Origin of the sequence: Actinoplanes sp. NPDC051494, assembly GCF_044454705.1 — a bacterium.
GTDB lineage: Bacteria > Actinomycetota > Actinomycetes > Mycobacteriales > Micromonosporaceae > Actinoplanes.
This window is the reverse complement of the sequence record NZ_JBITDZ010000003.1, coordinates 29450-47924: the sequence shown is the minus strand read 5'-3', so window position 1 is coordinate 47924 and position 18475 is coordinate 29450. Positions and strand designations below refer to the sequence as shown.

The following is an 18475-nucleotide window of genomic DNA, read 5'->3' as shown; positions in this document are numbered from 1 at the left end:
CCGGCAGCACCATCACGGCCGGTTGCGCTGCCGCGGCCCGCCGCGGCGCCGTCGCGGGTCGAACCGCCGGCGCCGCCCGCGCCTCGTTTGAAGGCTCCGGTGCTGCGCCGGGCCGCCGAACCGCGTTCGCCGGCGATGTTCGCGGCCTCGCGCTTGGCGGCCTGACGCTCGCGGCGGCGTTGTGCGTTGCGTTCTCCCGCGGACATCCCGCGGTCGCCCTCGGCATCGGTCACTGGGTCACCGTGCCGAGCAGGGTGCCGGCCGGGGCCGCCACGTGGATCGGGGCGTCGCCGGTGAGGTCACGCACGGCCGCGTGGCCGGCACCGTCGAGCACGCCGGTCTCCGTCACCACCGCCGCCGCCTCGATGGACTTGGCGCCCGCGGCCACCGCGGACACGACCGCGAGCTGCAGCGCGGTCACCTGCAAGCTGGGCAACGACACCGTCGCCGCCGCATAGGTACGGCCGTCCTGGTCGCGTACCGATGCTCCCTCGGCCGCACCTACCCGGGCTCGGGCGCCGCGGGCCAGGGTGACCAGCTTCGCGTCCTCCGCACTGAGATCGGCGTCCGCGGTTCCGGCTGGAATGGTCTGGTCAGGCATCGGCGTGCTGTCTTTCCTCGGTCTCGGGGGCGTTCTCGTCGCCGTCGGTCTGCTCCGACGACGACTCGACCCGGCGCACCAGCACCGAGTCGATGCGATTGCGGCGGCCGGTCGTGCCCTCCGCGATCAGGTGCAGGCCGCCGACGTCGACGGTCGCACCGGGGATGGGGACCCGGCCCAGGGTCTGGGCGAGCAGGCCACCGACGGTCTCGACCTCGTCGGCCGGCAGTTCCACGCCGAAGATCTCGCCGAGGTCCTCGATCGGCAGCCGCGCGGTGACCCGCACCGCGCCGTCGTCCAGGTGCTCCACCGGCGGGCGCTCGACGTCGTACTCGTCGGTGATCTCGCCGACGATCTCCTCGAGGATGTCCTCGATGGTGACCAGGCCGGCTGTGCCACCGTACTCGTCGACCACGATCACCAGGTGGGTGCGGGCCGCCTGCATCTCCGACAGCAGGTCGTCGACCGGCTTGGACTCGGGCACGAACGTCGCGGGGCGCATCAGATCCGCGACCGCCACGGCCGAGGCCGCGGGATCGCCGTTCTGGGTGCGCCGGATGACGTCCTTGAGGTAGAGCACGCCCAGCACGTCGTCGACGCTCTCGCCGATCACCGGGATGCGGGAGAAGCCGGACCGCAGGAACAGGAACAGGCCCTGCTGCAGCGTCTTGGGCGCCTCGATCCACACCATCTCGGTACGCGGCACCATGACCTCACGGGCGATCGTGTCACCCAGCGCGAACACCGAGTGGATCATCTCCCGCTCGCCGTGCTCCACGACACCACGCTGCTCGGCGAGGTCGACCAGTTCCCGCAGCTCGACCTGGCTGCCGAACGGCCCCTCCGGGAACCCCTTGCCGGGGGTCACCGCGTTACCGATCAGGATCAGCAGCGACGCGAGCGGGTTGAGCACCCGCCCGATCCAGCGGACCAGCGGCGCGGTCGCCCGGCCCACCGCGTACGCATGCTGGCGGCCGACCGTGCGCGGCGCGACCCCGACCACGACGAAGCTGACCAGCGTCATCGCACCGGCGGTGACCAGCGCGGCCCGCCAGCCCACCCCCCAGCTGTCCACGGCGACCAGCGCGACCAGGGTCGTGGCGGTCAGCTCACAGATCAGCCGGAGCAGCAGGAGCAGGTTCAGGTGGCGCACGACGTCGCCGGCCACGGCGGCCAGCGCGGCGGCACCACGCTGTCCCTCGCGCGCCATCTCCCCCGCGCGGGCCGGGGAGACGGTCGCCAGGGCGGCGTCGGTCATCGAGGCGAGCCCGGCCAGGAAGACCAGGACCACCGCGTACGCGATCAGCTGGAAGTCGGGCAGGCCGGTGGCCGTGGACGCGCCCTCTGCCAGGGCGGGTAGTGCTGCGGAGGGGTCCATCGGCTAACCGCCGGTCCGCCGCCCGGAGCGCCAGCTCTGCAGCAGCCGTGCCTGCAGGGCGAACATCTCGCGCTCCTCGTCCGGCTCGGCGTGGTCGTAGCCGAGGAGGTGCAGCACACCGTGCACGGTGAGCAGGTGCAGCTCGTCGGCCGCGGTGTGTCCCGCGGTGACCGCCTGTTTCGCGGCGACCTCGGGGGCGAGCACGATGTCACCGAGCAGGGCGGGCTCGCCGGTGCCGGCCTCGCCGGGCCCGTGGTCGACGCTGCCCTCGTCCATCGGGAACGCGAGCACGTCGGTCGGGCCGTCGCTGCCCATCCACCGATGGTTGAGCTCGGTCATGTAGTCGATGTCGACGAGCAGGATCGACAGCTCGGCGAGAGGGTTGACACCCATCTCCTCGAGGGCGTGCCGGGCCACCGCGAGGATCGCGTCGGTGTCGACCTCGACTCCCGACTCGTTGGCGATCTCGATGGACATGTGGTGCTTTACCCCTGCTTCCGATGCGGTTTCCTCGCCGGTGGACCCGGCGATGGCGGTTGGTGGCGACACGGCCCGGGCCGGTTGAGCACCGGTCCGGGCCGACATGTGAAGTTGTGACACGCCTTCATTGTGCGCCGCCGTTGGCTGCCCGGGTGTCAGCGGCGCCGGTTGCTCCGGTCACCCGCGGCCCGGCCCGGGACCGCGCGGACCGTCTGCTGGTCGGCCTGCTCCAGCTCGGCGTCGTAGCGGGCGTACGCGTCGACGATCTCCGCGACCAGCCGGTGGCGGACCACGTCGGAGGACGAGAGCTCGGCGAAGTGCACGTCGTCGACACCCTTGAGGATGTCCCGCACGATCCGCAGCCCGCTGGTCGTCCCGCCGGGCAGGTCGACCTGGGTGACGTCGCCGGTGACCACGATCTTGGCGCCGAACCCGAGCCGGGTCAGGAACATCTTCATCTGCTCGGGAGTCGTGTTCTGCGCCTCGTCGAGAATGATGAACGCGTCGTTCAATGTCCTACCGCGCATATAGGCCAAGGGGGCGACCTCGATGGTGCCGGCCTGCATGAGACGCGGGATCGTCTCGGGGTCGAGCATGTCGTGCAGGGCGTCGTACAGCGGGCGCAGGTAGGGGTCGATCTTCTCGTTGAGCGTGCCGGGCAGGAAGCCGAGCCGCTCGCCGGCCTCGACGGCCGGGCGGGTGAGGATGATCCGGCTGACCTGCTTGGCCTGCAGCGCCTGCACGGCCTTGGCCATGGCGAGGTACGTCTTGCCGGTGCCGGCGGGGCCGATCCCGAACACGATCGTGTTCTCGTCGATGGCGTCGACGTAGCGCTTCTGACCCAGCGTCTTGGGCCGGATGGTGCGCCCGCGCCGGGACAGGATGTTGAGGGTGAGGACGTCGGCCGGCCGCTCGGTGGTGTTCTGCTCGAGCATGGCGACGGTGCGCCGGACGGCGTCGAGCGACAGCGTCTCGCCCTTCTCGATGAGCTCGATGAGCTCGGAGAAGAGCCGCTCGGCGGTCGCGTTGTCGGCGGGGGCTCCGGTGATGGTGATCTCGTTGCCACGCACGTGCACGTCACTGGCGAGAGTCCGCTCGACGAATCGGAGGATCTCGTCCTTGGGGCCGAGCAGGTTGACCATGATCTTCGGATCAGCGACCGAGATCTTGGTCTGCACCCGAGCGGCGGCACTGCTGTGTTCGGTGCCGGTCATAGGGGCGGCCGTACGGCCTATGCCACCTGCTCTCTGTCTCGGCTCTCTGTCCCGGCCCCGCCTGGTTGCGGCGGCGCGCGCGAAGGGTCGTGCCATCGTATCCGCTCGGGTGCGGCCCCGCCGAGGCCATTACGGCCCGTTTCGGCGCCTCCGGGCCGGGTCGGCGACCTTGGCACACGTCACGCGCGCTGAGCGGGATGGTGCCCAGCCCCGGGAGCAGGAGCTTCGTCAGGGATATGCATCTAAAACGCTACAAGATACCCAATGCACCCTAAAAGCAACTGCTCTGTACCCAAAAAACAACCGAAGTACGTACGAAATCACTCGCGCCACCGCGTGCGGACGCGACGATGTGCACTACCTTGAGTAATTAGAGAGATGCAATGGGTAGCCGCGTCGATATGACGCGGGCCCCTGGTTGCAGCCAGGGGCCCATCAGCACACATGTCCGCCACGAACGCCCGCTGAGGAGAACGAGGAGACCGCCATGTACCACCACGGACATTACTCCGTGCGCTACAGCACGGACACGGGGAGTAGTCGAACCGGGGTTCGGCCGTGAGCCCGCGGGTGCGGGTCTACGTCGGCGCGGCGGTGCTGACCGCGATGGTCGTCGCGACCATCGCGGGACTCATCGCGGCGCTGCTGCACGCGGAGGGCATCGAGATCCTCAAGACGGTCGGGAGCGCGTTCGCCGGGGTCCTGGTGATCGCATTCGCCGCCTATCCCGTGCTCCGGTCGCCGTGAAGGGGGTCAGGGGCCCTCGGAGATCCAGACGCCGTCGAAGGTCTCCTGGACCCGGGTGAAGCGGTAGGTGGCCCAGTGCATACGGACCACCGTTCCCGCGTCGTCCCGGGTGAGACGGAGCAGTTCGCCGACTTCGCGCCCGGAGACCGTACGCAGCAGGTCGGGGTTTTCGGGCAGTGGGCGGAAGATCGACGGTGGGCGGTCCGCCGGGGCGTCCGCACCACGGGCCTGGAGGGCTCCGTCGTGCCAGCTGAAGACGTGCTGGAAGCCCTCACCCCACCACGGTCCGAGCACGGATCGGTATCCCGGCGGGGCCGCGGCGCCCGGCCGCCAGACCGCGATGTCCGCCGGGTCCTCCTCGACCGCGACGCGCAGCAGGTCGTGGACCAGTTCGTTGATCTCGCCGGCGGTTCCGGAGGAGCCCAGGACCGCCGCTCCCAGCGCGCCCGGGTTGCCCTCGCCGCCGCGGCGGCCGTAGACGCCGGCGAGGAAGCCGGGCATCGCGCCGTCATGGCCGACGTGCATGACCCTTTTGCCCTGCGGGAAGAGGATGAGGCCGAGGCCGAAACCGCCGGCCCACATCGTCTCGTCGGTGGTGGTCCGCGGCCAGCGCATCTCGTCGAGGGTCGCCGGGGCGAGCACCCGCGCGCCCGGGTCGACGATCTCCGGGCTGGTGAGGAACGCGGCCCAGCGGGCCATGTCGCCGGCGGTGCTCCAGAGCTGGGCGGCCGGGGACGCGCCGCCGAGGTGCAGCTGGGGTTCCGGGCGGGCGGCGTCGGAGTAGGCGTCGACGAGGTAGCCGACCGCGGCGTCGGCGGGTGGCTCGACCTCGGTCGCGGTCAGGCCGAGCGGTTCGAGGATCCGTTCGCGCAGCACCGTCTGCCAGGTGCCGCCGCGCAGGTGGGCGACGAGCTGGCCGAGCACCGCCAGGCCCAGGTTGGAGTAGTGGTAGCGCCGGCCGTTGGGAAGTACCCGTTCGGCGCGGGCTAGGTCGGCGAGCAGTTCGCGGTCGCCGGGGGCGATCAGGGTGTCCCAGACGTCGCCGTGGGGTTCGCGCTGGAAGCCGGCGGTGTGCGAGAGCAGGTGCCGGATGGTCGCCGCGCCGTGGGCGGGCACGTCGAGGTGGGCGGAGACCGGGTCGTCGAGGTCGAGCAGGCCGTCGTCGCGGGCCTGCAGCACCAGGACCGCCGTGAACGTCTTGGTCACCGAGCCGATCCGGAAGCGGCTGCCGGCGTCGAGCGGGTGGCCCGGGTTGCCGGAGTCACCGACGGTGAACGCCCAGAGCGGGCGGTCGGCGCGGTGCAGCGCCACGGACAGCGCGGGCACCCGGCCGTCGGCCTGGGCCCGGCGGGCGGCGCGTTCCAGTCGTCGCTGGGCGATGATCAAGCGTTCGGAGGTCACCGGAAGATCCTAAAGTGGCCGTACGTACGATCGGCGCCACTGCCAAGGATGGGAGCGCTTCCATGGATGTTACGGACGACCTGGTCAAGCAGTTGACGCTGGAGGAGAAGGTGTCACTGCTGGGCGGTCAGGACTTCTGGTCACTGCCCGCGATACCGCGGATCGGACTGCGCTCGCTGGTCATGTCCGACGGTCCCATCGGGGTACGCGGCACCGGCTGGGCCCCGGAGGACCCGTCGATCGCCCTGCCCTCCCCCACCGCGCTCGCCGCGACCTGGGACCCGGCGCTGGCCCGCACCGCCGGCCGGCTGCTGGGCCAGGAGTCCCGCCGCAAGGGTGTGCACGTGCTGCTGGGCCCGACGGTCAACCTGCAGCGCACCCCGCTGGGCGGGCGGCACTTCGAGTGCTACTCCGAGGACCCGCTGCTCTCCGGCGAGATCGGCGCCGGGTTCGTCGTCGGCGTCCAGGACCACGGTGTCGGCACGACGGTGAAGCACCTGGTGGGCAATGACTTCGAGACCGAGCGGATGACCGTCGACGTGCGCATCGGCGAACGCGCGCTGCGCGAGGTCTACCTGGCGCCGTTCGAACGCGTCGTGGCGGCCGGCGGCTGGGGTGTGATGAGCGCCTACAACGGCGTCAACGGTCTGCCGATGGCGGCGAACGGGCCGCTGCAGACCGGCGTGCTCAAGGACGACTGGGGCTTCGACGGGGTGGTGGTCTCCGACTGGCGGGCCGCCCGCGACACGGTGGGTGCGGCGCTCGGCGGGCTCGACATCGCCATGCCCGCCCTGGAGAACCCCTGGGGGCCGCACCTGGTCGCGGCGGTGCGCGACGGCAAGGTCTCCGAGGATCTGATCGACGACAAGGTACGAAGGGTGCTCCGGCTGGCGGCCCGGGTCGGCGCGCTGGGCGACGTGGCGGTTCCGGAGCTGCCGGAGCTGGACGGTGACGCGGTCGCGCACGACGTGGCGGCGCGGTCGTTCGTGCTGGTCCGTAACGAGCACTTCGCGTTGCCGCTGGAGGCCACCGCCCTGACCGGGGTCGCGGTGATCGGCGCGCTCGCCGCCGACGCCCGGGTGCTCGGTGGCGGCAGTGCCCAGGTGTCCCCGCCGCACGTCGTCTCTCCCGTCGAGGGGCTGGCCCGGGCGCTGCCCGGGGTCGACGTCAGATACGCGGTCGGTGCCGACCCGCGCCCGTTCCTGTCCGCGCTCCCCGCGCCGACCCAGGTGACGCTGCTCGGCGCGGACCACACGTTCGAGGTGCCGGTGGCCGCGGTGCGCTGGATCGGTGACCTGCCCGGCGCGACGGCGGTGGACGAGGTGACCGGGGTCGAGCTGCGGACCACGTTCACGCCCACCGAGGACGGCGAGCACACGTTCGCGGTGTCCGGTTTCGGCAGCTTCGAACTGTGGGTCGGTGAGCACGAGCTCTATGCCGGTTCCCTGCATCCGGCCGGCACCGGCCGGGCGGACCTGCTGCTGTCACCACGGGAGCATCGGGCGGTCGTCGCGCTCGTTTCCGGCGTACCCGTCGAGGTCAGGTTGCGGCAGACCCTCCAGCGGGGCATGGCGCACACGGTCTCCGCGACGCTGGGCCATCAAGGTCCCGGGGTCTCCGCGGCGAGCCTGCTCGCCGAGGCGGAGGAGCTGGCCCGCGAGGCGGACGTCGCGATCGTCGTCGTCGGCACCACCGAGCAGGTCGAGTCCGAGGGCTTCGACCGCACGTCGCTCGCGCTGCCGGGCAAGCAGGACGAGCTCGTCGCGCGGGTCGCCGCGGTGAACCCCCGCACGATCGTGGTGGTGAACGCCGGCTCGCCGGTGGTGATGCCGTGGGCCGGCGAGGTGGCGGCGATCGTGCTGACGTGGTTCCCCGGCCAGGAGGCGGGCGCGGCGCTGGCCGACGTGCTGCTGGGTGTGCGCGAGCCGGGCGGCCGGCTGCCGACCACCTGGCCGCGCCGGGAACAGGACTGCCCGGTCCTCGCGGTGCGGCCGCGCGACGGCGTGGTGAGTTACGACGAGGGGGTCTTCATCGGATACCGGGCGTGGGACCGTTCCGGTATCCCGCCGCTGTACGCGTTCGGCCACGGCCTGGGCTACACGACCTGGGAATACGACAGTCTCGCGGTGACGGGGACCGAGGCGGTGGTCACGCTGACGAACACCGGTGCCCGCACCGGGCGCGAGGTGGTCCAGGTGTACGTGGGCCCGTCCGGCGAGGACCCGGTGGGTGTCGGGCCGGCCGGGGTGGTCCCGGAGCGACCGGCCCGCTGGCTGGCCGGTTTCACGCCGGTCGAGGCGCATCCCGGTGAGTCGGTGACCGTCCGGATCCCGCTGCCCGAGCGCACCTGGCAGATCTGGGACAACGGCTGGCACACGGTCCCCGGGACGTACGCGGTCACCGCCGCGCACGCCCTCGACGATCCGCGCCTCACGGCCATCCTGTCGCTGTGAGGCGGTAGGTCACTCGGTACGCGTGACCGTGAAGTCCAGCCCCTTCTCGGGGTCGTTCGTCCAGGTCACGCTGTACCCGGGCCATTCACCTTCGAGGCGGCCGTCGGCGCCGACCGTGGTCGACATCCGCGAGCTGAGCGCGCCCGGGATGCCGAGCGTCTCGAGAACGCAGTCCATCGCCTTCTCGTCGAGACCGACGGGGAAGCTCTTGCCGGCGCCGTTCACGGTGAGCTTGGTGTTCTGCTCGGAGACCTTCACGAGCCCGGTCTTGCCGGCGTCGCACTTGCCGACCGAGACGAGCAGCGGGTCGGCTTCGCTCTCGGCGACCGGGGACGGTGCCGCGGGCTTGCTGAGCAGGCGCGGCACGAGCACCACGCCGAGGGCGACAAGGAAGACAGCGAACAGCACCCAGGGCAGCGGGCTGCGCTTTTTGGCGGTCGGAGAGGCGGTTTCGTGGGGGTGACTCATCACACGTCCTTGAGCGTCGAGGGGGAGGGATCAACGCGAGGACGAAGTTTCCACTATGCGACGAACAAGAACAACGATCATGTACGCAGTCCGGCTGAACGGATGAGTCGACAGTAGAAGTTCAGTCGATCTTTACCCGGCGCAATTCGTGAAACCGCAGGTCAGAGGCCAGATCAACGTTCCGTGACGGCCGTGGCCGGTTGACAACCACCGATGCCAGAAGCTTTTCCCGGAAACCGGCTGTTCACCGAAATATCTTCGGCGGAGGCCTGTTGACTGAGCGGAACGGCGTCATTACAGGCCTTCTGCGAGCACCCTGCGGCCCTGACGATGTACGGAGAGTGAGATTTCTCGGTGCCGACAGATGTGACAGTCGACACCAGTCCAACTCCGACAAATCGCCCGTCCCGGAGGGTCCCGTCACGCCGTCCCGGATCGCAGGGGCCTACCACGCCCTCCCGGACCGCAGAGGCCTGCCATGCCCTTCCCGGACCGGCCGGCGGTCAACCCGCCGACCGGGGACGTGAGCCGGGCGGCGGCCGGAAGCCGACCGGGAGACATGGGCCGGGCGGCGGCCGGAAGCCGGCCGGGAGACATGGGCCGGGCGGCGGCCGCTAGCCGACCGGGAGACGCGGGGGCGGGCGGCGGTCAGACTCCGACCGGGACGTGGGCCGGGGTCGGTGCCGAGCGGCGGGTGACGACCGAGTCGACGATCTCGCCGACGCGGATCGCGGTGTTCGAGAGCAGGGCCGAGGTGATGCCGTGCGTGTGCTCGGTGCCGCCCTGGAGGTAGACCCCCACCCGCAGCCTCGGATCGGTCGCCGCGCGGTAATCCCGTTCGACCCGGGGGCGGCCCTGCTCGTCACGGCCGCAGAGGTCCGCCACGTCACCGAGGACGGCGTACGGGTCGGCCTGGTGGTATCCCGTCGCACAGACCACGACGTCCGCCTCGATGGTGGTCACCTCGCCGGTCACCAGCGACTGGACGCTCGCGACGGCGCCGCCGGGGGTGTCGGTCACCTGGACCATCCGGGACATGTTGATCATGCGGAGCCGCTCCCGGCCCAGGACCTTCTCCTGGTACGCCCGGCGGTACAGGTCGTCGATCAGGTCGATGTCGACGACCGAGTAGTTCGTGTTGCCGTGGTAGTCCATGAGCTGCCGCTTGACGTTCTCCGGTGCGTTGTAGAACTCGTCCACGGCCTGCGGGTCGAAGATGCGGTTGGCGAAGGAGCTGTCGTCGGCCGGCGAGTACCCGTACCGGGAGAAGACCGCGCAGACCTCGGCCTCGGGGAATGCGGTGTGCAGCGTCGCGACCGCCTCGGCGGCGCTCTGCCCGGCGCCCACCACCACGAAGCGGCGGGGAGCGGTGCCACGCACCCGGGGCAGGTTGTGCAGCAGGTCGCTGGTGTGCCAGATGTGCTCGGAGGCGGTGACGCCCTCCGGGAGCCGGGGCCGCAGACCGGTGCCGATGACGATGTTGCGGGCCCGGTGGGTGGCGATCCGGCCGCCCTGGCGCGACACCACGTCGACGGCGGAGATCTCGCCCCGGCCGTCCTCGACCGCGGTCACCGAGAGCACCTCGGCGTCGTACGTGGCCTGGTCGGCGACCTGCTCGGCGGCCCACATGAAGTAGTCGTGGAACTCGGCCCGCAGCGGGAACAGGTTCTTGTGGTTGATGAAGTCGATCAGCCGGCCCCGGGTGTGCAGGTAGCGCAGGAAGCTGAATTCGCTGGTCGGGTTGCGCAACGTCACCAGGTCCTTGAGGAAGGACACCTGCATGGTGGCGTCGTCGAGCAGCATGCCGCGATGCCAGCCGAAGGAGGCCTGTCGCTCGAGGAACCGCGTGGTGACCGGGGCACCGCCGGCGCCATTGTGCTCGGAGACGGCGATGGCCAGGGCCAGGTTGGACGGGCCGAAGCCGATCCCCACGACATCGAGTTCAGGTACAGACATGTCCGCCCCTTCACGGCAGGGCCGATCTGACCCTGAGTTTCGGTTAGCCTAACCTAAGCCACAGCCGCTGCGTCCACGGTGTTCGATGAGGGAGATATTCATGCGCGTCGTCATGTTCGGCTTCCAAACGTGGGGTCACAGAACCTTGCAGGCATTACTGGATTCGGAGCACGACGTCGTCATGGTCATCACCCATCCGCGCAGCGAGGGGGCCTACGAGAAGGTCTGGTCGGACTCCGTCGAGGAGCTCGCCACCGGCGCCGGGGTGCCGGTCCTGGTCCGTGAGCGACCGGACGACGACGAGCTCTACGAAGCCCTCAAACAGGTCGCCCCGGATGTGATCGTCGCCACCAACTGGCGCACCTGGATCCCGCCGCGGATCTTCTCCCTGCCCGCGTTCGGGACACTCAACGTGCACGACGCGCTGCTGCCCGCGTACGCCGGCTTCTCGCCCTTGATCTGGGCTCTGCTGAACGACGAACCCGAGGTCGGCGTGACCGCGCACCTCATGGACGAGACCCTCGACGCGGGACCGATCGTGCTGCAGCGCGCGGTCCCGGTCGGCCCGGACGACACGACCACCGACCTGTTCCACAAGACGCTGGAGTTGTTCGGGCCGATCACCGTCGACGGGCTCGCCGAGATCGCCTCGGGCCGCACTGACTTCGTGCCGCAGGACCGCTCCCGGGCGAGCTTCTTCCACAAGCGCTCGGAGGAGGACATCCGCATCGACTGGACCTGGACCGCCGAGGAGCTGTCCCGGCTGGTCCGGGCCCAGTCAGCGCCGTACCCGCAGGCTTTCTGCTTCCACAAGGGACAGCGCTTGGAGATCGTCGCCGCGGGTGTCTCGGAGGCCGTCTACGGTGGCACCCCGGGCCGGATCTTCTACCGCGAGGGCGACGGCGTCGCCGTGGTGGCCGGCGCCGGCGCCCGGCGGGGCCGGAGCAGGGCACTGCTGATCACCCGGGTACGCACCCAGGACGGCGTGGAGCTGGCCGCCCATGACTACTTCACGACCATGGGCGGCTACCTCACGAGCAGGCCCGCTCAGTAACGCCCACCCTCCGGGGCCGGCAGCGCGTTCAGCTCGGCGAGTTCCGGCTCGCCGAGCGTCACGGCCGCGGCACCGGCGTTGTCCGCCAGGTATTTCGGCGTCTTCGTGCCGGGGATCGGGATGACCTGATTGCCCTGCGCGAGCACCCAGGCGAGGGCGACCTGCGCCGGCGTCGCACCGATCCGGCCGGCGATGGCGCGTACCGTGGCGACGATCTCCAGGTTGGCCCGCAGCGCGTCCTGCTGGAACCGCGGCAGCGCACGACGGAAGTCGTCCTGCGGCAGGTCGTCGAACGACGCGAACCGGCCGGCCAGGAACCCGCGGCCCAGCGGCGAGAACGGCAGGAACGCGATGCCCTGCTCCACGCAGTACGGCAGCACGTCGGGCAGCACGTCACGGGTCCAGACCGACAGCTCGGACTGCACCGACGCCACCGGATGCACGGCCTGCGCCCGCTTGATCTCGTCGACGTTCACCTCGCTGAGCCCGATCTGCCGCGCCTTGCCGGCGGCCACGACCTCGGCCATGGCACCCCAGGTCTCCTCGATCGGCACCGCGGTGTCGACCCGGTGCAGCTGGTACAGGTCGACGTGGTCGGTGCCGAGCCGGCGCAGGCTCTCGTCGATCGACGTCCGGACGTGCTCCGGGCTGCCGTCGCGCACCAGCCCCGCCGTCCCGGCCGACAGCAGCCCGACCTTGGTGGCCAGCACCGCCCGCTCCCGGTGACCCGCCAGCGCGCGCCCGACAAGCTCCTCGTTCGTGAACGGCCCGTACACATCAGCCGTGTCGATCAGCGTCATCCCCAGGTCCAGCGCCTGATGGATCACCGAGATCGACGTGGCGTCGTCGCGCGGCACCGCCATGTCGTACGCGTGCGTCATCCCCATGCAGCCGAGGCCGATGACCCCGACCTCGGGGCCCTTGCTGCCGAGCGTGGTGGTCCTCATGTCAGTTCCCCCTCCAACAGACCCATGGTCAGTTCGTCGTGCCAGCGGCCGTCCCGCCGGAAACAGCTCCGGAGCCGGCCCTCGACCACGAAACCCACTCTTTCGTACGCCTTCCGGGCGCGCTCGTTCTCCGCGACAACCGTCAGCGACACCTTGTGCAGGCGCATCTTGTCGAACCCGTAGCGGCACACGGTGCGTACGGCATCGGTCCCGTAGCCCTTGCCCCAGTGATCCTTCTCGCCGATGTAGATGTCCAGCACCGCACAACCGGTCTCCGGCTCGGCGCCGTGCAGGCGCACCAGGCCGATGAGGGTGCCGCCGGACAGGGTCTCGATGCCGAACAGCACGTCCCCGTAGTCGTTGCGGGGACGTTCCTCGAGCCACGTGCGGGTGCGTTCGACGGGCTGGGCGTAGTTCTCCTGCATCCAGCGCATGACCTCGGGATCGTGGTTCCACGTCCAGAGCGCCTCGGCGTCGGGCGGGCCCATGGCCCGCAGTTTCACGTTCTCCCCGAATACGTGCATGGCACGCAGTATTTCAGTCGGCCAGGTCCCTCAGTGCCTTGCGCAGGATCTCCTGGGTACGGTCCGGCTGCTCCGCCTCGATGACGAGCCGGCCCATCGCCGCGGCGTAGTGGTCGACGTCCTCGCGCTTGTCCAGATAAAGACCGCTGGTCAGGTGCTCGATGTAGACCACGTCGGGCAGGTGCTGGTGGGCGAAGCGCAGGATCGAGAACGCGCCGCCGGCCGCCGCGTGGCCACCGGACAGGAACGGGATCACCTGCAGACGTACGTTGCGATGGGTCGAGATGTCGAGCAGGTAACGGATCTGCTCGCGCAGCACCTCGCGGCCACCGATCGGCCGGTGCAGCACCGCCTCGTCGATCACCGCCCAGAGCCGCGGCGACTGCTCGCGGGTCAGCAGCTGCTTGCGGGCCATCCGCAGGTCAGCGCGGCGGTCGATCTCCTCGGGCGAGGCGGTGCCGTGACCGAGCATGATGACCGCGCGCGCATAGGCGTCGGTCTGCAACAACCCCGGGACGAACTGGATCTCGTACGTACGGATCAGCTCCGCCGCCTGCTCGAGATCCAGATAGTTCTGGAACCAGGTGGTGAGCACATCCCCGTACGAGTGCCACCAGCCCGGTGAATTCGCCTCCCGGGCCAGGGCGAGCAGCCGTTCGTGCTCGCCCTCATCGGTGACGCCGTACAGCTTGAGCAGGTCGGTGACGTCGCGCTCCTTGAACGCGACGCGACCCAGCTCCATCCGGCTGATCTTGGACTCGGACCCGCGGATCTCGTAGCCGGCCTGGTCGCGGGAGATCCCCGCGGCCAGGCGCAGACTCCGCAGACGGGCGCCGAGCTGCAGCCGGCGGACCGTGGGCCCGCCGTTCTGCTCTGGTGCGCTCACCGGCATGGCTCTCTGGTTACGGCTTACGGCCGACAAGGGCGTACTGGTCGATCTCATCCGCCAGCTCCGCGCCGGGCTCGGGGTGCCAGCGGGTCACCGACACCGCACCCGGCTCGACGATCTCCAGCCCCTCGAAGAGCCCGACAAAACGCTCCGGGGTACGCAGGTGGTACTTCGGGTTGGCCGAGATGTTCCAGATCCGGACCGCCTCGGTGTTGTCCGGGCTGGTGTCACTGCCGTCGTACATGGCGACGAAGCTGCCCGACGGCAGATGATCCACGAAGGACGTGATGATCGCCCGGGCCTCGTCGTCGGACTCGACGTGACCGAGGATGCCCATCAGGATGAGCGCGACCGGCTGGTCGAAGTCCAGCGTGCGCGCGGCCTCCTCGAGGATCGTCGCGCTGTCGCGGATGTCGGCGTCGATGTAGTCGGTGGCGCCCTTCTCGCTGGTGGTCAGCAGCGCGCGGGCGTGCGCCAGCACCAGCGGGTCGTTGTCCACGTAGACGATCCGGGCCTCCGGATCGACCGATTGGGCGACCTCGTGGGTGTTGTCCGCGGTCGGCAGCCCGGTGCCGATGTCGAGGAACTGCCGGATGCCCTGCTCGGCGGCGAGATAGCGCACCGCCCGCGCGAGGTAGGCACGGGAGAGCCGGGCGTTCTCGGCGAGCTGCGGCAGGTTGGCGATGATCTGATCGCCGACCTCCCGGTCGACGGCGAAATTGTCCTTACCGCCGAGCAGGTAGTTCCAGATCCGTGCCGTCTGGGGCACTGTCGTGTCCAGCTTGGGGATATCTCGCTCGCCGCCGGGGGCGGCCGGGCCGTCTGCCACGTGCGCATCCTTCGGTTCGTGTGCAACTTGCTCGATCGTCGCGCGCAAGCATAGACCCGAACTGGATCGTCAGTCCGCGTAGTCGGCCGGATCGAAGACCCGTCCGGTGAGGACCTCCGGGACCGCCGCGACGCCCGGCCCACCGGCATCGATCCAGTCCATCACGGCACTGACCTGGTGATCTTCGAGGACGTCGCCGAGGTAGACGAGGCGGGCGCCGCCCCGGCGGGCGGCCGGCGCCGGGTGCACCACGACCACATTGGATCGTTCACAGACCTTGAGGCACTCGCTGACGCGTACCCGGTGCCGTTCGCCGGCCGCGGCTCGGATGGCCTCGAGCTGCGCGTCATGATCGACGCCGGGGTGCTTGACCGCGTCGCCGCAGCAGCAGTCCCGGCAGACCGTCAGCGCGCCCATGCCCCTCCGTCCCTCCTGCCGCTGCTCAGTGCACCAGGACCTTGCTGGAGATCTGGTCCGTGGAGCCGGGGACGGGCTGCGACGGGTCGGTGCCGATCTCGACGAGCTCGTTGCGCTCGTTGACGTGCGCCACGTGCGACACGTAGTCCGCACGCTCGGACTCCTCGACCTGCTTGAACGACATGATGATGACCAGGTCGCCCACCGAGATCAGCCGGGCGGCCGCGCCGTTGATGCCGATCACGCCGGAGCCGGCCGCACCCTCGATGACATAGGTCACCAGTCGCTGACCATTGTCGATGTCCACCACCTGCACCTGCTCGCCCTCGACGAGGTCGGCGGCGTCCATGAGGGTCTTGTCGATGGTGATGGAACCGACGTAGTGCAGGTCCGCCTGAGTCACCGTGGCGCGGTGGATCTTGCCGCCGAGCAGGGTCCGCTGCATGTCTGTGGTCCTCCAAAAAGGTCGCGGGGATACCCCCATCGCGAAGCAAAGGTAGCCTAACCTAACCTCACTATCGAGCCAACGGACGACCACCTCACAGGAGCACATATGACCCCCCGCATCCGAGGCTGGCGACGGGTCCTCACCGTCGCGGCCGCAGGCTTGCTCGCCCTCACGGCCGCCGCCTGCGGCTCTGACGACTCCGACGACGCCGCCGCCCCCGCGGCCTCGGGTTCCTCCGCGGCTGCCTTCCCGGTGACGATCGAGCACAAGTTCGGTGCCACCACCATCGAGAAGCAGCCCGAGCGAGTGGTCACCGTCGGCTGGAACGACCAGGACCCGGTGCTCGCTCTCGGTGTCGTCCCGGTCGCCACCCGGGAATGGTTCACCGAATACCCGACCTACCCCTGGGTGCAGACCGCTCTCGGCGGCAAGCAGCTCACCACGTTCTCCGCCGAGATCAACTTCGAGGCGATCCTCAAGCAGCAGCCCGACCTCATCCTGGCCGTCTACGAGACGATCAACGAGGAGACGTACAAGAAGCTCTCCGACATCGCGCCGACGGTCATCCAGTCCAAGGACTACGCGGACGAAGAGACCCCGTGGGACGTCCAAACCCTGACCACCGGTAAGGCCCTGGGCAAGCCGGCCGAGGCGCAGGCGCTCGTGGACAAGGTCAACGCGAAGGTGGCCGAGGCCAAGGCCGCCAACCCGCAGTTCGCCGGCAAGACCCTGGTCGCGGACTTCGGCCCGGAGAAGGGCGTGCACTGGCTGCTCGGCGCCAACGACCCCCGCCGCGCCCTGTTCGACGCGCTCGGCTTCGCCGCCCAGACCGACAAGGACGAGGTCAGCGAGGAACGCCTCGACCTGCTCGACCGCGACGTCCTGTTCGTCAACGGCGCGACCAAGAAGGACATGCTGGCCTCCCCGGTCTTCGCCCGCCTCAAGGTCGCGTCCGAGGACCGCACCATCTACACGTCGTTCGAGACCCCGCTGAGCGGCGCACTGGCCTACAGCGGCCCGAACGCTCTGCTCTACGCGCTGGACGTGCTGGTCCCGCAGCTCAAGGCCGCCACCGACGGCGACCCCGCGACCGCGGTGACGGACCTCTCCAACCAGTCCTGACACAAGACACGAGAGAAGGCGGCGGGTTCATCCCGCCGCCTTCTTCATGCCTTCGGTACGCCGTCAGCCCGCGCTACGCGGCCGGCTCCCGCTGTTCGTCCGGCTCCCGCTGTTCGTCCGGCTCCCGTCCGGCCGGCTCCCGTCCGGCCAGCTCTCGTCCGGCCAGCTCCCGTCCGGCCAGCTCCCGTCCGGCCAGCTCCCGTCCGGCCAGCTCTCGTGCGGTCAGCTGAGCACCTTCACCGAGGCGATCTTGTTGTTGAAGTCGATGTCGCGAAGGTCAGCGATACCACCGACGTTCTCCGCGTTGACGGCCCCGAGCTCCTTCGATTCCCCCGTGCAGTCCGGCCCGCTCCAGATCTTGACCAGCCCGTCGAACGCGATCGAGGAAGCCGTCTTCGCGTCGATCGCGTTGACACAACCCCCGTCGGGCACGGTGTCCGCCTCGATCACCTGCGACGCGGCCTCGTCGTCGAAGACATTGAACGAGAAGCCGCTGAACAGTACGACGCGCTTGGCCGGAGTGTTTTCCTGCTCGCCCTGACCCTGCTCGCCCTGACCCTGCTCGCCCTCACCCTGCTCGCCCTGACCCTGCTCGCCCTGACCCTGCTCGCCCTCACCCTGCTCGCCCTGACCCTGCTTACCCTGGGCCGGCGGCGTGCTCTCCTCGATCTCCGGAGTCTCCTCGGCCGCGTCCTGGCCCGCACCGTTCTTGCCCGCACCGGACCGGCCCCCGTCCGGCCGGACCCCGAACCAGGTGTCCCCGACACCCTGCCCCTTGGTGTCCCCGGCCTTGGTGTCCTTCGCGAACCGGTAGACGGGCCACCCGCCGACGGTCACCTGCAGCTTGCCGTCATCCCGCTTCACGAAGCCGACGTCCTTCTTGTCGACACCGGCGATGAAGACCTTGCCGCCCGCCTTGACGGTCACCGGCGGCCATGTGGTCGCACACTCGCCGTTACAGGTCGCTTTCGACGGCTTCGCCTCGTCCTCATCGAACCGGTAAAGAGTGAGCCCGGCACCGTTCACCAGAACCTCGCCGAGCCCTTCCAGCCGGGTGGCCGTGAGCTGCACCCACTTCTCCGCCTCGATCATCTTGGCCTCATCGAGGACACCGCCTTCAGGAGCCGCCCAGTCCCCCGTGCCCGGATTGGCTTTACTGGTCTTGGCGGTGCCGTTCTGCAGCTGTGTGCTATCGGCCACCGTCTGATCCGAACCGGCCGCACCCCCCGCGGCGGCAGAAGACTCCGGAGCGGGCGCAGAAGCCGTGGGTGCCTTGTCCCCACACCCCGACAGCAGCAGCGCGCCACTCACAGCAGCCGCGGCAATGGAAAGCATTCGCGTGGATCGCATCTCTGCGCCCCTTCCGTGATCCTCGATGAGACGTACGCCCTCCACACGTGCGTCACGGGGAAACCGGTTCAGAGAGATTTCCTCCGAGGCAGCAACATCACCCGGCCGAGGACCGTTGAGGAGGCGCGAACGCTGGGTGGGGTGCATCTCCGCTGTCGCGTCTGCGAGATATGCGGCACGGTCCACGCTATCGAGGC

The 18475-nt window shown here is 69.9% G+C and carries 18 protein-coding genes; 4 read left to right on the top strand and 14 right to left on the bottom strand.

Features of this window, described 5'->3' with window-relative positions; translation table 11 throughout:
• Positions 1-229 precede the first annotated feature (229 nt).
• The 4 genes from ACIA6A_RS12670 to ACIA6A_RS12655 form a co-directional block, all read right to left on the bottom strand.
• Positions 230-601 carry a cytidine deaminase gene (locus tag ACIA6A_RS12670; RefSeq protein ID WP_396097682.1) on the bottom strand — a complete coding sequence of 124 codons (372 nt, stop codon included), beginning with the start codon at positions 599-601 and terminating at the stop codon, positions 230-232.
• On the bottom strand, positions 594-1979 hold the full coding sequence (locus ACIA6A_RS12665; protein ID WP_396097681.1) for a hemolysin family protein: 1386 nt from the start codon (positions 1977-1979) through the stop codon (positions 594-596). The genes ACIA6A_RS12670 and ACIA6A_RS12665 overlap by 8 nt, the downstream gene beginning before the upstream one ends.
• 3 nt (positions 1980-1982) lie before the next feature.
• Positions 1983-2456, bottom strand: coding sequence for an rRNA maturation RNase YbeY (gene ybeY / locus ACIA6A_RS12660; protein ID WP_396097680.1), 474 nt, complete (start codon positions 2454-2456; stop codon positions 1983-1985).
• 158 nt (positions 2457-2614) lie between these two features.
• Positions 2615-3673: a PhoH family protein gene (locus ACIA6A_RS12655; protein WP_396097679.1), complete on the bottom strand. Its 1059-nt coding sequence runs from the start codon at positions 3671-3673 to the stop codon at positions 2615-2617.
• A 558-nt stretch (positions 3674-4231) separates the two neighbouring features.
• Here ACIA6A_RS12655 and ACIA6A_RS12650 point away from each other — a divergent pair.
• The gene (locus tag ACIA6A_RS12650) at positions 4232-4420 is read left to right on the top strand and encodes a hypothetical protein (protein ID WP_396097678.1); all 189 of its coding nucleotides are present in this window, start codon (positions 4232-4234) and stop codon (positions 4418-4420) included.
• Positions 4421-4426: 6 nt separating this feature from the next.
• On the opposite strand, the gene ACIA6A_RS12645 is transcribed toward ACIA6A_RS12650, so the two are convergent.
• Positions 4427-5821: a serine hydrolase domain-containing protein gene (locus tag ACIA6A_RS12645; RefSeq protein ID WP_396097677.1), complete on the bottom strand. Its 1395-nt coding sequence runs from the start codon at positions 5819-5821 to the stop codon at positions 4427-4429.
• Between the two features lie 62 nt (positions 5822-5883).
• Here ACIA6A_RS12645 and ACIA6A_RS12640 point away from each other — a divergent pair, with 62 nt between their 5' ends.
• A complete protein-coding gene (locus ACIA6A_RS12640) occupies positions 5884-8274 on the top strand; it encodes a glycoside hydrolase family 3 protein (RefSeq protein ID WP_396097676.1) in 2391 nt (796 codons plus the stop codon).
• Between the two features lie 9 nt (positions 8275-8283).
• Here ACIA6A_RS12640 and ACIA6A_RS12635 read toward each other — a convergent pair whose 3' ends face one another.
• Both ACIA6A_RS12635 and ACIA6A_RS12630 read right to left on the bottom strand, forming a co-directional pair.
• Positions 8284-8742 carry a hypothetical protein gene (locus ACIA6A_RS12635; protein WP_396097675.1) on the bottom strand — a complete coding sequence of 153 codons (459 nt, stop codon included), beginning with the start codon at positions 8740-8742 and terminating at the stop codon, positions 8284-8286.
• A gap of 648 nt (positions 8743-9390) precedes the next feature.
• Positions 9391-10698 (bottom strand): lysine N(6)-hydroxylase/L-ornithine N(5)-oxygenase family protein, encoded by a 1308-nt coding sequence (locus tag ACIA6A_RS12630; protein WP_396097674.1) that lies wholly within the window; start codon positions 10696-10698, stop codon positions 9391-9393.
• Between the two features lie 100 nt (positions 10699-10798).
• Here ACIA6A_RS12630 and ACIA6A_RS12625 point away from each other — a divergent pair, with 100 nt between their 5' ends.
• A complete protein-coding gene (locus tag ACIA6A_RS12625; RefSeq protein WP_396097673.1) occupies positions 10799-11752 on the top strand; it encodes a methionyl-tRNA formyltransferase in 954 nt (317 codons plus the stop codon).
• Here ACIA6A_RS12625 and ACIA6A_RS12620 read toward each other — a convergent pair.
• From ACIA6A_RS12620 to panD, 6 genes are all read right to left on the bottom strand, one after another.
• Positions 11746-12699, bottom strand: coding sequence for an aldo/keto reductase (locus tag ACIA6A_RS12620; RefSeq protein ID WP_396097672.1), 954 nt, complete (start codon positions 12697-12699; stop codon positions 11746-11748). The genes ACIA6A_RS12625 and ACIA6A_RS12620 overlap by 7 nt on opposite strands.
• The gene (locus tag ACIA6A_RS12615) at positions 12696-13223 is read right to left on the bottom strand and encodes a GNAT family N-acetyltransferase (protein WP_396097671.1); all 528 of its coding nucleotides are present in this window, start codon (positions 13221-13223) and stop codon (positions 12696-12698) included. The genes ACIA6A_RS12620 and ACIA6A_RS12615 overlap by 4 nt, the downstream gene beginning before the upstream one ends.
• Before the next feature lie 13 nt (positions 13224-13236).
• Positions 13237-14115, bottom strand: a complete 879-nt coding sequence (locus ACIA6A_RS12610; protein WP_396097670.1) for a helix-turn-helix domain-containing protein — start codon at positions 14113-14115, stop codon at positions 13237-13239.
• Between the two features lie 10 nt (positions 14116-14125).
• A complete protein-coding gene (locus ACIA6A_RS12605; protein WP_396098528.1) occupies positions 14126-14941 on the bottom strand; it encodes an SAM-dependent methyltransferase in 816 nt (271 codons plus the stop codon).
• 69 nt (positions 14942-15010) lie between these two features.
• Entirely contained in the window at positions 15011-15349 is a 339-nt protein-coding gene (locus tag ACIA6A_RS12600; protein ID WP_396098527.1) for a hypothetical protein, read from the bottom strand.
• A gap of 34 nt (positions 15350-15383) precedes the next feature.
• Positions 15384-15803, bottom strand: coding sequence for an aspartate 1-decarboxylase (gene panD, locus ACIA6A_RS12595; RefSeq protein ID WP_396097669.1), 420 nt, complete (start codon positions 15801-15803; stop codon positions 15384-15386).
• 108 nt (positions 15804-15911) lie between these two features.
• Here panD and ACIA6A_RS12590 point away from each other — a divergent pair, with 108 nt between their 5' ends.
• On the top strand, positions 15912-16928 hold the full coding sequence (locus tag ACIA6A_RS12590; RefSeq protein WP_396097668.1) for an ABC transporter substrate-binding protein: 1017 nt from the start codon (positions 15912-15914) through the stop codon (positions 16926-16928).
• Between the two features lie 222 nt (positions 16929-17150).
• On the opposite strand, the gene ACIA6A_RS12585 is transcribed toward ACIA6A_RS12590, so the two are convergent.
• On the bottom strand, positions 17151-18464 hold the full coding sequence (locus ACIA6A_RS12585) for a hypothetical protein (RefSeq protein ID WP_396097667.1): 1314 nt from the start codon (positions 18462-18464) through the stop codon (positions 17151-17153).
• Positions 18465-18475 lie beyond the last annotated feature (11 nt).